16 protein-coding genes are annotated in these 13,423 nt (G+C 56.5%); 9 read left to right on the top strand and 7 right to left on the bottom strand.

The window, feature by feature from the left end:
• Positions 1-419 precede the first annotated feature (419 nt).
• Together BN1241_RS01010 and BN1241_RS13105 are read left to right on the top strand one after the other, a co-directional pair.
• A complete protein-coding gene (locus BN1241_RS01010) occupies positions 420-971 on the top strand; it encodes an IS110 family transposase (protein WP_222704357.1) in 552 nt (183 codons plus the stop codon).
• The gene (locus BN1241_RS13105) at positions 956-1,129 is read left to right on the top strand and encodes a hypothetical protein (protein WP_222704356.1); all 174 of its coding nucleotides are present in this window, start codon (positions 956-958) and stop codon (positions 1,127-1,129) included. The genes BN1241_RS01010 and BN1241_RS13105 overlap by 16 nt, the downstream gene beginning before the upstream one ends.
• Before the next feature lie 509 nt (positions 1,130-1,638).
• On the opposite strand, the gene BN1241_RS01000 is transcribed toward BN1241_RS13105, so the two are convergent.
• Positions 1,639-2,349 (bottom strand): IS6 family transposase, encoded by a 711-nt coding sequence (locus BN1241_RS01000; protein WP_054951889.1) that lies wholly within the window; start codon positions 2,347-2,349, stop codon positions 1,639-1,641.
• A gap of 338 nt (positions 2,350-2,687) precedes the next feature.
• Here BN1241_RS01000 and BN1241_RS13530 point away from each other — a divergent pair, with 338 nt between their 5' ends.
• On the top strand, positions 2,688-2,939 hold the full coding sequence (locus BN1241_RS13530) for a DUF305 domain-containing protein (RefSeq protein WP_054951888.1): 252 nt from the start codon (positions 2,688-2,690) through the stop codon (positions 2,937-2,939).
• Between the two features lie 147 nt (positions 2,940-3,086).
• Here BN1241_RS13530 and BN1241_RS00990 read toward each other — a convergent pair whose 3' ends face one another.
• Positions 3,087-3,677, bottom strand: a complete 591-nt coding sequence (locus tag BN1241_RS00990) for a recombinase family protein (protein ID WP_054951887.1) — start codon at positions 3,675-3,677, stop codon at positions 3,087-3,089.
• Between the two features lie 258 nt (positions 3,678-3,935).
• Between BN1241_RS00990 and cmtR the strand changes: the two genes are divergently transcribed.
• From cmtR to BN1241_RS00970, 4 genes are all read left to right on the top strand, one after another.
• Entirely contained in the window at positions 3,936-4,298 is a 363-nt protein-coding gene (gene cmtR / locus BN1241_RS00985) for a Cd(II)/Pb(II)-sensing metalloregulatory transcriptional regulator CmtR (protein WP_054951886.1), read from the top strand.
• Positions 4,295-4,894, top strand: coding sequence for a cadmium resistance transporter (locus BN1241_RS00980; protein WP_054951885.1), 600 nt, complete (start codon positions 4,295-4,297; stop codon positions 4,892-4,894). The genes cmtR and BN1241_RS00980 overlap by 4 nt, the downstream gene beginning before the upstream one ends.
• Before the next feature lie 97 nt (positions 4,895-4,991).
• A complete protein-coding gene (locus BN1241_RS00975) occupies positions 4,992-5,381 on the top strand; it encodes an ArsR/SmtB family transcription factor (RefSeq protein ID WP_054951884.1) in 390 nt (129 codons plus the stop codon).
• Positions 5,378-6,319, top strand: coding sequence for a cation diffusion facilitator family transporter (locus tag BN1241_RS00970; RefSeq protein WP_054951883.1), 942 nt, complete (start codon positions 5,378-5,380; stop codon positions 6,317-6,319). Before BN1241_RS00975 ends, BN1241_RS00970 begins: the two co-directional genes overlap by 4 nt.
• A gap of 19 nt (positions 6,320-6,338) precedes the next feature.
• Here BN1241_RS00970 and BN1241_RS00965 read toward each other — a convergent pair whose 3' ends face one another.
• The 4 genes from BN1241_RS00965 to BN1241_RS00950 all read right to left on the bottom strand — a co-directional run bounded on the left by BN1241_RS00965 (position 6,339) and on the right by BN1241_RS00950 (position 9,487).
• A complete protein-coding gene (locus BN1241_RS00965; RefSeq protein WP_230198218.1) occupies positions 6,339-6,872 on the bottom strand; it encodes a vitamin K epoxide reductase family protein in 534 nt (177 codons plus the stop codon).
• A gap of 238 nt (positions 6,873-7,110) precedes the next feature.
• Complete coding sequence (locus tag BN1241_RS00960) at positions 7,111-7,350, bottom strand: hypothetical protein (protein ID WP_054951881.1); 240 nt, start codon at positions 7,348-7,350, stop codon at positions 7,111-7,113.
• Positions 7,343-7,951, bottom strand: coding sequence for a ParA family protein (locus tag BN1241_RS00955; RefSeq protein ID WP_054951880.1), 609 nt, complete (start codon positions 7,949-7,951; stop codon positions 7,343-7,345). The genes BN1241_RS00960 and BN1241_RS00955 overlap by 8 nt, the downstream gene beginning before the upstream one ends.
• A gap of 307 nt (positions 7,952-8,258) precedes the next feature.
• A protein-coding gene (locus BN1241_RS00950) for an IS3 family transposase (RefSeq protein ID WP_147599124.1) occupies positions 8,259-9,487 on the bottom strand; the annotation gives its coding sequence in 2 pieces (ribosomal slippage) (positions 8,259-9,208 and positions 9,208-9,487; 1,230 coding nt in all).
• 1,133 nt (positions 9,488-10,620) lie between these two features.
• Between BN1241_RS00950 and BN1241_RS00940 the strand changes: the two genes are divergently transcribed.
• Positions 10,621-11,013 (top strand): hypothetical protein, encoded by a 393-nt coding sequence (locus BN1241_RS00940; RefSeq protein ID WP_054951879.1) that lies wholly within the window; start codon positions 10,621-10,623, stop codon positions 11,011-11,013.
• A 191-nt stretch (positions 11,014-11,204) separates the two neighbouring features.
• Positions 11,205-12,095 carry a hypothetical protein gene (locus BN1241_RS00935; protein WP_187117578.1) on the top strand — a complete coding sequence of 297 codons (891 nt, stop codon included), beginning with the start codon at positions 11,205-11,207 and terminating at the stop codon, positions 12,093-12,095.
• 257 nt (positions 12,096-12,352) lie between these two features.
• On the opposite strand, the gene BN1241_RS00930 is transcribed toward BN1241_RS00935, so the two are convergent.
• Positions 12,353-13,408, bottom strand: coding sequence for a replication initiation protein (locus tag BN1241_RS00930; RefSeq protein WP_261795453.1), 1,056 nt, complete (start codon positions 13,406-13,408; stop codon positions 12,353-12,355).
• Positions 13,409-13,423 lie beyond the last annotated feature (15 nt).

The raw sequence follows: 13,423 nt of genomic DNA, 5'->3' as shown, positions 1-13,423 counted from the left end.
TGCGCCTGTCTCCCGTGTCACCGAAATCTTGCACCAAGGACGGTTAAATCATGACGAACGCGTTTTCCCGACGACAGTTTCTGCTCGACGGGCTCGTCCTCGGCGGCACCGGGGCCGTGGCCGCCTGCACCAGCGACCCTGGACCCGCTGCCTCGGCACCAGGTCCCTCCCTTCGCCCCATTCCCCGTTACATTTATTTGTAGGTCCTCGCCAGAGGATCTGGTCGCTGGTCCTGGTATGGCTGTTTTGCCCTGTCATCGATGATCCGGGGGGTGTTGCCGCCAGGAGTCCAGGACGCGCGTTGACTGCTGATAGGGACGTGGCCCGACTCTTGTCGAGGTCTGTTCGTAACGTGGGTGCCAGCATCGGGTGTCGTGACATCAGCGACCCGGGTATCGCAGAACGAAGGGGGGCCTGTCATGGCAACCGAATACGCAGTCACCCTGGGCCTCGATGTCGGTAAGACCGCCCATCATGGGTGCGCGCTCACACCCGAAGGGCAACGAGTGTATGACCACGAGCTACCCCAAGATGAGACCGCGCTACGGAAGGTCGTCACCGACCTGCAGCAGCACGGTCGGGTGCTGGTCGTGGTCGACCAACCGAACACGATCGGGGCACTGCCAATCGCTGTCGCCCGTGATCTCGGCGCGGACGTCGCTTACCTGCCAGGGTTAGCGATGCGCAAGGCCGCCGATCTGTATCCGGGACGGTCGAAAACCGACGCAAGGGACGCGTTCATCATCGCTGATACAGCCCGGACAATGCCACACACGCTACGAGCCGTGGACCGCAACTTTGAGGCCTTGTCGGCACTGAAGGTGCTCTCCGGGTTCGACGAGAATACCTCGCCCGCGAATCAACACGCGCGATCAACCGACTACGATCCCTCTTGGCCCAGATCTACCCATCACTGGAACGTGTCTTCCCCGGTATCATTCTCACTCGGGCGATCGTGTTGGATCTGCTGATTCGCTACCACGGCCCCGCAGGACTCAAAGCAGCAGGCAAAGCCACAGTGAAACGGTGGGCACGTCACCACAGCCGCAAAGACCCGGGCCCGCTCATCGACCAGATCTTCACCGCACTGTCCGAGCAAACCGTCACAGTGCCATCCACGCTGGGCTGAGTCCTCGTTGATGCAGGGCAGTCAGTGCTGCGTGAGTTTCTGGGTGGAGGGCTTCGACAGTTCCACCGGGGGTGTGGCTAGGTTTATCGATATCGATAATCAGGACTGCCGAGCGTTGCGGGTGCGTCATGACTGCGTATTGACACCGGTTAAGCGCTGGGCTGCCCACGGTATAGAAGCGTGGGGTGCTTTCTCCGGTGGTGGGGTCTTTGCGCCAGGCTTTGGAAAAGTCCCGATCCACGCTGGCGTGAAACGCTTCGCGGCCTATGTGATCCAACAACGCTGCAGCTTGAACATCTGTCCACCCGTTGGAGACCAACTGCTCGGTGTGTGGGACGCTGAATAGGTCAGCTGGTGCCGAGGTGATGGGGGTCCCATCGCGTTCTGTCCACGCTTGCGGCCGTTGTGATGGGCTTGTGGTGAAGGATGGGGTGGTGTTGCAAACTCCGGGAGAAGAGCCGTGAAGACTCCGTCTTTCATCCTCTGATGGTCGCTGAGAGCCGGCGTTCTCAGGCATTCTCGAATACCCGGTTGACGATCACCGCATCCGGGTTCGGTTGCCCGTAGGCAAACATCGTGCCCTGGCCTTTCCGCAATGAGTGCATCGCCTCCACCCCTTTCAGAGTCCGGTAGGCGGACGTTCGGTTTTTGAACGCCCCCTTCGGCCCCAGGATCCGTTTCAGCCGGCCATGATCGCCTTCAATGACATTGTTGAGGTATTTCACCCGACGATGCTCGACCGTCGATGGACAGATGCCTTCCGCCTTCAAGTCAGAGATTGCCCTGGCGAGTGAGGGGGCCTTGTCGGTGCTGATCACCCGCGGATAGCCTGCCGATTTATTCGCCCGCAGCGTCTTCGCCAGGAAACGCTTCGCTGCGGCCACGTTCCGCTTCGGGGAGAGGTAAAAGTCCAGGGTCTGTCCACCGGCGGTGATCGCCCGATAGAGGTAGCACCACGTGCCGCCGACCCGGATATAGGTTTCATCCACCCGCCAGGACCGGGCTTGCCAGTCAGGAACTTGCCGATACCACCGCGTTTGTTTGTCCAGTTCAGGAGCATATTTCTGGACCCAACGGTAGATGGTGGTGTGATCAACCGGCGCACCACGCTCGGTCATCATCTCTTCCAGATCGCGGTAGCTCACGCCGTAGCGGCAGTACCACCGCACCGCCCACAGAATGATCTCGCGAGGAAAATGACGACCCGAGAAGATGCCCATGGCCCTGATTATTTCACGCCGGTCTTCTTACTGCCCCAACTTTGCAACAGCACCAGTAACCTGGCCACCGTGAAGGCAGTGTTAGAAGCATGTCGCATCGCGTGTGCAGAATGTGCCGCCGAGTGTGAAAAACACGCCGACATGCACGACCATTGCCGTATATGTGCTGAGGCCTGCCGACGCTGTGAACAGGCCTGCGCAGACCTGCTGGCAGTTATCGGCTAAGCCACCATATCCAGTAGCCCAAAGGACCAGTCGAAACATACCTCTCCGACTGGTCCTTTGGCATTACGGCCACTACTTCGCACCGGTCGGCCATCGCTGGTTCGTGGCGATAGATGCAGCCACCTGCTGGGGTGTGGGCTGGTGGGGTCTTAGTTGCCGGGTTGGATTTCGCTTTCCACGACCCATTTGTGATTGGTCATTTCCACCACCAAGGGGGCATTGCCATGACCCACGACCAAATCGACAACGGCGGCTACCAACCTCTAGTGGACCTAGCCCAACAAATAATCGACATCCAAACCGCTGAGATGCACGAGATCGAACAACTCCTGGACGCCAAAGGTGAAAGCCTTCTGACTGAGTAACCAGCACGCTGCATCCAAGGCCACCACACGGGTATACCCTTTTACACACCGGGAACGCTGACGAGAGTATGCTGTGACTGTTAACTTCATTTGGCGGGGTTTCACAGCTTCGTTTGGCGGCTTCAACCACATTGTTGGTGATGGTATTCAGCTGTCCTCAGCAGGCAGCTGTTGGATACGCCGGTACAGGGTGGCTCGGGACATGCCAAAATCACGGGCCACCTGGGTAGCTGGCTCCCCGGCGTCAATGAGTTTCATCGCGCTACGGATCTGACTGTCGGTAAAGGCGCGGCGTCGGCCGCCCAGATCTTTGCCAGCGGCTCGGCGCTTGGCCACCGAATCGGTGATCCGTTCACGCTTGATATCCAATTCCATCTGCGCCAACGCAGCCATCACCGTGAACACCATCGACCCCATTGGCGTGAAGGTATCCACATCCCCACCGCCCAGATTCAGCACCCGCAACCCCGCACCCCACTCCCGCAGCTGCTGAGCGAAAGTCAGCATGCTCTGGGTGGACCGGCCCAACCGGTCCAAGGTGGCAATGACCAACGTGTCACCGGATTCCAGGGCCGCGAGGGCTTGATCGAAGCCTGGACGGGAGGTTCGAGCCCCAGAGACGCCATGATCGACATACAGGTCATCGCGCCGAACACCAGCGGCCACTAAGTCCTCGATTTGCCGATCGGCCTGCTGGCCACGAGTCGACACCCGCGCATACCCAATAAGTTTCTTCATGCCACCTCACACTGTCTTACAACCCACGTTGTTGACACCATTCTAGACTTTCGTTGCAAGACAGAGCTGCAAGACACTCAAATGCTTGAATTCGTGTGAGCCTCAAAATTTTGGGTGAGACGTCTTGCAAGCCAACCGTTGCAAGACGCTACGCCTGATGCCCGGCACCGTTCGTCCCCATCGCCCAGCTGCGACCGATAATGCAACATTGGGAAATTCGGAGAGTGCTAGTTCAATATCCGCTGTATAGTTCAGTCTATGCTGATTAATGTTGCTCGTTTAGATGTGATGCACCGGTTGGGTCGAGCCATGGCCGATCCCACGCGGTCCCGAATTTTGTTGACGCTGTTGGAGGGGCCTGAATATCCGGCGGTCCTTGCCCGCGATCTGGACCTGACACGGTCTAATGTGTCCAACCATCTGGCCTGTTTGCGTGATTGTGGCATTGTGGTCGGACAGCATCAGGGACGCCAAACCCGCTATGAGATCGCGGACCCACACTTGGCTCAGGCGCTGACCGCGTTGGTGGACACGACCCTGGCCGTTGACGTAGCTGCCCCTTGCCTTGATCCGGTCTGCACTGTTGCCGGTTGCACTACCGACGAGGAGCTGAGCGCGTGATTTCTTCCATCGTGCAGGCGATTGGCCTGTTTATCGCCACCAACATTGATGACGTCGTCATCCTGTCGCTGTTTTTTGCCCGAGGCCAAGGGCAACCAGGCACCACTCGCCGCATCCTGGTGGGACAATATCTAGGATTCCTGGGCATTTTAGGCGCGGCGGTAGCAGTAGCCTTTGGTGCCCAAATACTGCTACCGGAAGCCATCCTGCCGTACTTCGGTTTGATTCCCCTGGGGCTAGGTCTCTGGGCGGCATGGCAGGCGTGGCGCAATCGCGGCGAAGATGACGATGACGAAGCACAACTGGAAGGCAAACGCGTCTCGATCTGGACCGTGGCGGCCGTGACCTTCGCCAACGGTGGCGACAATATCGGGGTCTATGTGCCCGTGTTCGTCAGCGTCAGCTGGGGTGCAGTGCTGGCCTACTGCATCGTCTTCTTATTGCTGGTGGCCGTCCTGGTGTTCCTGGCTAAATGGATTAGCTCAAGAAAACCTATTGCCGAAGCCCTGGAACGATGGGAACACATCCTGTTTCCAGCAGTCCTCATTGGCCTGGGCATCGTCATCCTCGTCAGCGGCGGAGCCTTCGGACTGTAGCCAAGACCATAACACTCCAATACTCAGGAAACTGGGGCGCATTTACACGAACGGTGCCCGCTTGAGATTCATCGTCAGATATGGCTAATATCACTGTATGACGATGAATCGAATGGCTGGCGAACCGCCGCAGTGTGACGACCGTAGTGCGTATGCTGCGCTGTTTCATGCACTGGAAGAGCCCACGAGGCTGGCGTTGTTGGAACATTTGGGCAGTGGGGAGCACCGGGTGCGTGATCTCGTGGAGCACATGCACTTAGCGCAATCTACGGTGAGTAAACACTTGGCATGTTTGCGGGATTGCGGGTTGGTGCAGGTGCGCAGCGAGGGGCGGGCTTCGTGGTTTTCACTTGCTGATCCTGACCGCCTGACAGCTCTGGTCGATGCTGCGGCGTCGTTGCTGCGCGCCTCGGGCGTTGCCCTGTCACGGGCTGAACACCGGGACCACGAGGCGCTGTCGGCGGAGCTTGTCGAGGGGTTGTCATGAGCGGTGGCCACGAGCACGGGCCCAGCCCTGAGCAGGCGGCAGCTTCTCCGGACTTTCGCCGCAAGCTCGCTATAGCGTTTGGTCTGGTCTTTTCGATCGTTGTGGCCCAAGCCATCGGGGCCTGGGTCACCGGGAGTCTGGCGCTGCTGGTCGATGTGGTCCATTCCTTAACGGATTCCATCGGCCTGCTGGTGGCGCTCATTGCGGCAGTGTTGATGGTCCGGCCTGCCAATAGTAAACGCACGTGGGGTTTTCGGCGCATCGAGGTACTCGCCGCGCTGGGCCAGGCACTGTTGTTGGCCGGGGTGAGCATCTATGCATTCTTCGAAGCCATCGATCGGTGGAACCATCCGCCGGAGGTGGCCGGACCGGAACTCTTAGTCTTTGGGGTCATCGGACTGGTGTTGAATATCGCCGCCGTTCTCGTGTTGGCTTCCGGGCGCAAGGCGAATTTCAATATGCGGGCGGCTTTTTTGGAAGTCTTGATGGATGCCTTGGGCACGGTGGCCGTGATTGTGTCGGCCATCCTGATTATGACCACCGGATTCCAACGGGCCGACACCCTGGCGGCTGTGGCGATTGCGTTGATGATCATCCCCCGGGCGTTGTTATTAATCCGTGAGACCACCGGGGTGCTGATGGAATTCACGCCCAAGGGCCTTGACCTCGATGACGTCCGGACCCATCTGCTGGACTTGGAACATGTCCAGGGGGTCCACGACCTGCACGCCTCCACGGTTGCGACTGGGTTGCCGACCCTGTCGGCGCATATTGTGTTAGACGAACAGTGCTTTCAAGACGGGCATGCCCTGGAGGTGCTGCAGGCCGTGCGCCACTGCGTAGCAGAGCATTTTCCGGTGGGCATCGAACACTCCACATTCCAATTGGAGACCTCCCAGCTGCATGCCAACGAGCCAGCCCATGTGATCCATCCCTGAGCGGAGCCGATCGGAAGGTTTAGTAGCCGGTGAGGGCGGTGAAAAAGGTCACCAATACCGAGCCGGCCACCGCGACGTAAACGATGCCGACCACCGGCCAGGCCCATTCTTGGGCCCAGTGCACGACCCGGACGGGAGCTGGGATGACCCCGTGGAGCAGATTGCGCACGGTGAGCAAGATGACCATCGGGATCATGACTGCCCACACGATCATGCAGTACAAACACAGAATATGGATGACAAACAAGGCTTGATACCACAGCCACCCCACAAACACGGTGCCGGCGGTGACACCCAGCTGCAGGCCCATCCAGTACCAGCGGCCCAGGCGGGCACCGGAGAGCACGCAGAGTATGTTGCCCACCAGTGGGATGCCGAAGTAGGCGAGAAGCCCAATATCCACATCGTGCGAGATCGCCACTTCAAACCCGTCACCTACGAGGATGCCCAACGCCGGATCCAGCAGCTTGACCAACGCATCGACTGGGCTGAACACCCAGCAAACCAAGAACAGGTGGTCACCGCACTGGACGATGCCAGGCAGCGCCGCCAAGCACAAGCAGCCAAAAAACAATCCACTCGAACATCGCGCCTTGACCCGTATAGCCTGTCCTCTCAGGCTGCCGTGAGACCATCATCGACGCCAGACCCAGACCGCGGCTTCGATCTAGGGCGTTAAAGAGGTCAAGATGCAACAGCCCACCAAACCCCCATCACCCCAGATGGGGCAATGGGGCTTTGGGGTTAACCCTAGAACCCCAGATGGGGGAATGGGGAATGGGTAATGGGGGTTAGTCTTGGAGCTCGGGGTACGTTTTCCGCAACGCCTCCAACACGAGATCGCGTTGACTCATTTCATGCTGGGCTGCCGTGATCTTCAAACGACGATGAAAGTCTTTGTCCAGATCAATAGCCAACCGGACAGTTTCTACCACGGGTTTTTCCGCAAAACTGCTGGAGAAACCTTTCCCACCGCGACGGGTGTTGCGGCGCATTGCTGCGCCAAGTTGGTCTGCATCTTTTTTAGCCATGTTGTTGCCTTTCAAGAATGGCCAGGACCTCATCGACCAATGCGTCATAGCCGTGTAACGCTGTGGGACACGAGACCCCGGCAACTTGTCGAATCGCTTCACGTTTCGGGATAAACGTCTCTAACGCATAGACTGACCCACCGGCTGCTTCCTGCAATGCTGCTCGAGATAAACCAAAGGTCGTGGAACCTGTCTCAGCCCGGGCCAGAAATAATGCGGCAGCCGTACCGTCAATGGCATCAAGCGCCGCCCACGCCCGGGTGAGTTCCAAACTTGATTGCATGGTGGGAATCAACACGATATCTGCTGCCTCTGTGGCTGCATCTAACACCTCAGCCACCCCAGGAGGGGTATCGATGATGACGAAATCACAACGTGGCAAGGCCCGCCGAATCGTCGCTGCAGAACCAGGCACGACCTCAAAGGGCAGTGGCGCACCAGCATCCTCGGCAGTAAAAGCCCACTCAGTGGCAGAAGCTTGGGGATCCGCATCGACCACGGTGACCGACCCATGCCGGGCCAGGGCGGTGGCCACAAAGATCGAGGTCACTGTTTTAGATACCCCGCCCTTGGGATTCAAGACCGTAATGACTGTACTCATACCACCCACCATACCCCCAGATGGGGGTATGGTGGTCTGGCCAAATGACGCAACGTAGAACGTGGTGATATGCGGACATACCGCCCGAAACCTGCGGGATCGTACGATGCAGATGGTAGGTTCAGCCATAATTGAACAAAAAAGAGCGCCTACCCGGTTGCAGCCGGATAGACGCTCGCTTACCACCGGGGACATCCGGTGAGGAAGCTTGTATAGATGACAATACCACCTAGAGACGATTTTCATCGTCTTGGAACCCAGCGCTTCGCCGATGAGCTTTGAATCGCCCTGGGTTTTGTTCCGCTTTTTATACGGGGCTCAGGGCTTGAGCCTGGGTCATATGATAACTTGCTTCGATTTCGGTCGGGGTCTGATAGTCCAGGGCTTCATGCAATCGTCTCGTGTTCCACCAGTGGACCCAGTTCATCGTTTCGAATTCCACCTCAGTAGCTGACGGCCAAGCGGGGCGAGCATAGATCAACTCGGCCTTATATAACCCGTTGACGGTCTCAGCTAACGCATTGTCGTACGCGTCTCCAGCAGTGCCAACCGAGGCCGTCAGACCAGCCCTGGCCAGATGTTCGGTGTAGCGAATGCTGACGTATTGCGACCCTCGATCGCTGTGATGAACTAATCCTTCAAGCGCTTGGCCCTTGGCGCTGAGCAACGCGTGTTCCAACGCTTCCAACGGCAGCGCATCGGTGCGCATCGTGGTCCGAGTCGCCCAGCCAACAATTTTGCGACTGAATGCATCGGTGACAAACGCGGTATAGCAAAATCCGCTGGTCGTGCGCACATAGGTAATATCAGCAACCCACAGCTGATGCGGTGCATTCACCTTGAAGTTCCGATTGACCAGATCCGGCCGGTGATCTGGCACCTTCGCTGGGCTCGTCGTGCGTGGCTTCCGGCCACGAACGACACCGCGGATTCCGGCCAGGCGCATCAGCCGGGCGACTTGGTCGCGGCCCACATCCCACCCAGCACGGGTCATGGCATGCCACATTTTGCGCACCCCATAGACCCCATAATTAGCCTGGTGCAACTCTTTGACCACCGGAATCAACGCCGCATCGCGTTGCGCGCGCTGACTGGCTGGTCGTGTCTTGGCTGCCCGGTACCCGCGTGAGGTGATAAACCCACGGTCTGTCGCACCCAACACGCGACAGATGGACTCGACTCCGAAACGATCCCTGAACATGTCAATGTAAGCAATCATCTCGTCGTGGGGCGGTCGAGCTCCGCTGCGAAAAAAGCTGACGCCGTCTTGAGGATCTCATTGGCCCGGCGCAGCTCGGCGTTCTCGCGTTTGAGCTTCCGGATTTGCTCCTGCGCATCCGTAGACACTCCCGACTTCTTGTCGGTATCAACCTCGGCCTGTTCCACCCATCGGCGCAACGTCTCGGTTGCGATACTCAGCTTCGGCGCGGTCTCACGAATCACCACATAGCGACTTGGCGCATCATCATCTTCTAATCGATCAAACACCATACGCGTCGCGCGGTCTTTAAACGATTGAGGGTACTTACTTGGCATAGTTCCATCCTCTCATCACAGGACGGAACAAAACCCAGGACGGTTCACTTGAACCGCTTGATAGCCCTTCTACTGACCTCGCCGCACCCCCGGCACACTGGGCTACCACTGATGAAGAACCCCTGAGTTCCCCACCCGGGCAGCGACCCCCGCGTCACCGGGAAACCCGCGCTTACGGCGCTCCCGTGGGAACCGGAGCTTGGAGCTGCGACATTTGCCGCTGCGAATAATGCGATATTTAGCGTTGACAGCCACGGGTCATGGCACACCTTTGCTGCACGAGATGACGAACACAGCCGCCTACTCCCCCGAAACCTGCCACCTGCAGCTGCGAAAACCCGCCAAACGAAGATGTGAGTCACACTTTCAACCTGCGTTGACAGCATCCCCTCGTCAGGATGGTCGGTGTGGAAAAGGGTATACCCACTTTTACACGCCCTTCTATCCGCCTTGGTCGGTTCCGGCACTCTGCGTGGTGCATTTGGGTAGCAATAGGGTAAGTAAGAGGCGAATCGCCACATGAAGCTGCGAAACACTGCCAAACAAAATTAACAGGCACATCATGTTGATCGTCAAAGGATTCTGCAAGAAACTACCCACGAAGCCGCTGTCGCCCTCCAAGCCAACAGCTGCTGACGTAGTGGTGAGCTAGTGTCCGTGTCACTAAAGTAGGCTATTCATTCGGGCAGTAGTTTCCCGATCTGCGCTCATGTCGCAATAACTGTTCGTGCATTTATTTCACCAGCATTGACTCTTTACTCGCTTGGCCAGATCTGTCCAAATACTCGAGGGTAATCGATTGTCGCCGGTGCTCACGCCGCAATCAATTACACAGAGTTCGTTCATCACGTCATCTAACGACCCGTCCTTTTGGCGGGGTCGACACGTTGCAGCGGTCGTGGCCACCCTTGGGAGCTTCATAGTGGAAACTAGCCGCGCCCTCACCGCTTCAGACCTAACCGACGGTTCGCGCTATCTGGTTTACACAAACGTGTGGCGAATTTCCGCGCTTACTCCTCTAAGCGTCACCTGCCAGTGAATCAAAATTCCGCAGTCTCTTTGTTGCTACATTCGTGTAGCGTTTTTTTCTGGTACCATGGTGTATGTAAGTTATTCTCTATCCAGGAGTCGGTGTGTCAGGTTTTATACTGTTTGACCGTAAAGCTGCGGCCTCAGCAAAAGGGCCGGTTGCCACAGTTCAAAAGAGCGGCAATATCGGTCTGAACGCTGCCGCGCACCAAATGCTGGATGAAACAAATTTCGTGGAATTTCTGTACGACCCTTCAAGGAAGGTATTAGCCCTTCGTCCTGCTGAAGATTCGGTGAACAGTTATAAGATCCGAGAACCTAGCTCAACTGGGTATACGTCAGTTTTTGCCGCTGCAGTGTTTGAGGCATACGACATCGACTACACAGAAAGTCGACGACAAACCCCTTGGCTAGAAGGCAATATGCTCTGCCTTGATGTGGGCAACACTTCAACTGATGCTAATCACTCGACAATGGAAGGTGATAACCCTCAGTAAAAGATTAGGCAGTGGAAACACTGTCCAAAATAAAAATGGCCCCCTCCTGTTGGCGCAGGAAGAGGCCACCATACTGGGCCCGAGGGCACCAGGAACTTATCGCATAAGTACTGGTAGTCTACCCAAAAATTTGTCGTTAGTGCTAAAAATGCTCTAGCAGTGCGGGCCCTTCCTACGACGAAAGGCCTAAATTGGCTACTATTAAATCCCTTTTTTCAATCCCCTACGACGCCCCATTCCTTGATATCGACCCGAGAAGAGACAATAAACGCTTCGTTGACTCTCATCGAATTCGGCACCTGTCTCATTCTTCGAAACATGCTCTAGCTGCGACCGCACTTATCGATGATTTTCTGGACACTGTCACCGAAAAAATAATGTCTGGTGACGACCTAGGCGCTAAAAGACTTCTCAGTCAGTTTAGGGAACCTTCCGAAACTCGCCTTGGCCTCTCAAAAACAAGCTTCCAAGGACGCGGAGGAGCTTCGGAAATCGGCCGCCGGATAGCGAATATTCTCACGGAAGATCTGCGACCACTCATGGAAGTGGGAATACTCAAGCATCTCGAAAACTTACCGCTTTTTGTCGAGGGCATTGATCGAGATATCACTAGCGACATTGTCACACGAATCGCATTTGGGGCTCTAGTTGATTTCACCCACGAAATGATAGAACTCTACCCACAGCTAGGGGAGACCACAGCGAGGGCAGAATATCAACTATGGGATAGAAGAAATCATTCGTGGGTATACAAAGAAGTGGAGTTGCCGTATATAAACGGGGCCCCAGTACTTCTAGTCCCCGAGTCCTGGACAGGAAAATCTCTGCTGATGTCAGCAGACCGTTATTACAACAAGACGCTGCTCGACTGGATTCAAGAAAAGCAGACAGTAATACTTCCTGATGGAACTATAGATCGCCCTACTAAAGACGAGCTTCGAGAACGTGGCAACATTCCTCGGAACCGTCTCACCATCTTGCGCCTCACTTTAGAGGCGTATGAAGTCGATATAGATCTAATCGAAAGATTCACAGCCTTCGTTGTACAGAAACAAGCGGAGCTGCAACTCAAAGCTGCGTAGAAGTAGAGAAATAGGGGCGTTAGATTATATCTAACGCCCCTATTTCTCTTTAATCATCTGGACTACTTGCCCAATCATTTATCACATCAAAAAATATTAAGGCGTAAGGGGCGAGGGAACCGTACACCGCCTACGGCATTTCCACCCGTGTAACTAACAGTAGGAACCCGTGATTTGAGGATGTTAAACAGAGCCTAGAAGCATCCCCCGCCCCTACGGGGCGGGGGAACCGTATACCGTCTACGGCCTGTCCGGTATTATTTTTGGGAGGGTTTTCGTCCTCTCGGAAGTTGGATATCTGCCGCTTTGAGAGCACGACGAACTGTCCTTTCTGAAACGCTGAATTCTGCTGCTGCGTCAGCAATCCGCGGGTACTTTCCTGTCTCAAAGAAATGCTTGTGAAAATAGGCAGCTATCTCGAATTTGGTTCCCCTAGCTCCTATTTCTCGTCGTTGATTAGCTTCTGCTAAAGGTTTTCGAGCTGCTTCTTGATAGTCCTTGTGCGCTGGGTCATGCCAGCGTTTGGCGGCTTGTTTTCCACCGCGGCGTCCCATGGTTGCTAACGCTTTTCGTCCGCTGCTGGTTTGGTTGGAGCTGGTTTTGCTGCTGGTGTTGGGGTTGGTGATGCCTTGGATGACGTAGCCGCGAACACGACGAGCCATCGTGAGGCGGTCGCGCATGGGTGGGAGGTCTGGTTCTCGGTAATCGGCACCAACGGCTTGCGCGACGTTGTAGGCCCGTTCGTAGGCATCAATGATCTTGGTGTCTTTGAGCGGTTGGCCTTGCGCCCTTAAACGGTGAGCGGTCGCCAGAGCATGGCGGAAGGCGGTTTCATCGCGGGCTGCTCGGTGCTGATTAATCCAAATGACCCGCACCCCATCGATCATGCCGGACGCTGCAGGGGCCAGTTCAGCGGTGGTGGGCAGCTCAGATTCAAGTTCCTTGAGGGTTTGGGCTGCTTTTCTGGCGGCTTGGGCTGCGTCAATACGTTCGCGTCCGCTGGCGTATTGTTCTGGCTTCCTGGCCTGATGTTGGGCGTTCTGGGGGTTCATCGTTCGTACCTCGTGGATGAGGTCAGCAAGGCGAATAATCTGGGAATGCTGGCAATGCCAATGATACGCGGTGGGATCATTTGAACGATGCAGCGGCCACCGTGAGAATTGGTGGGCGAATGCACGATCGCCACCCAGAAGGGCGTTGAGTTCTGCCGTGGCAACGTTCAGCAGTCGGGTGTTCGGACTTGTGTGGCCTTTTGCGGCATAGACGGGATCAATCATCCATAGGGCTTGCGCTTTGCCATTGAGCGGGTTAATTCCGATCTGGGCTGT

This window comes from Flaviflexus massiliensis (genome assembly GCF_001375495.1).
Lineage (GTDB): Bacteria > Actinomycetota > Actinomycetes > Actinomycetales > Actinomycetaceae > Flaviflexus > Flaviflexus massiliensis.
This window is presented reverse-complemented; position numbering and strand designations above follow the sequence as displayed.

Excerpts from the sequence above, each read along its gene's own strand:
- BN1241_RS01010 (WP_222704357.1), top strand. The coding sequence starts at position 420 with ATGGCAACCGAATACGCAGTCACCCTGGGCCTCGATGTCGGTAAGACC.
- BN1241_RS01000 (WP_054951889.1), bottom strand. The coding sequence starts at position 2,349 with ATGGGCATCTTCTCGGGTCGTCATTTTCCTCGCGAGATCATTCTGTGG.
- BN1241_RS13530 (WP_054951888.1), top strand. The coding sequence starts at position 2,688 with ATGCAGCCACCTGCTGGGGTGTGGGCTGGTGGGGTCTTAGTTGCCGGG.
- BN1241_RS00990 (WP_054951887.1), bottom strand. The coding sequence starts at position 3,677 with ATGAAGAAACTTATTGGGTATGCGCGGGTGTCGACTCGTGGCCAGCAG.
- cmtR (WP_054951886.1), top strand. The coding sequence starts at position 3,936 with ATGCTGATTAATGTTGCTCGTTTAGATGTGATGCACCGGTTGGGTCGA.
- BN1241_RS00975 (WP_054951884.1), top strand. The coding sequence starts at position 4,992 with ATGACGATGAATCGAATGGCTGGCGAACCGCCGCAGTGTGACGACCGT.
- BN1241_RS00970 (WP_054951883.1), top strand. The coding sequence starts at position 5,378 with ATGAGCGGTGGCCACGAGCACGGGCCCAGCCCTGAGCAGGCGGCAGCT.
- BN1241_RS00960 (WP_054951881.1), bottom strand. The coding sequence starts at position 7,350 with ATGGCTAAAAAAGATGCAGACCAACTTGGCGCAGCAATGCGCCGCAAC.
- BN1241_RS00955 (WP_054951880.1), bottom strand. The coding sequence starts at position 7,951 with ATGAGTACAGTCATTACGGTCTTGAATCCCAAGGGCGGGGTATCTAAA.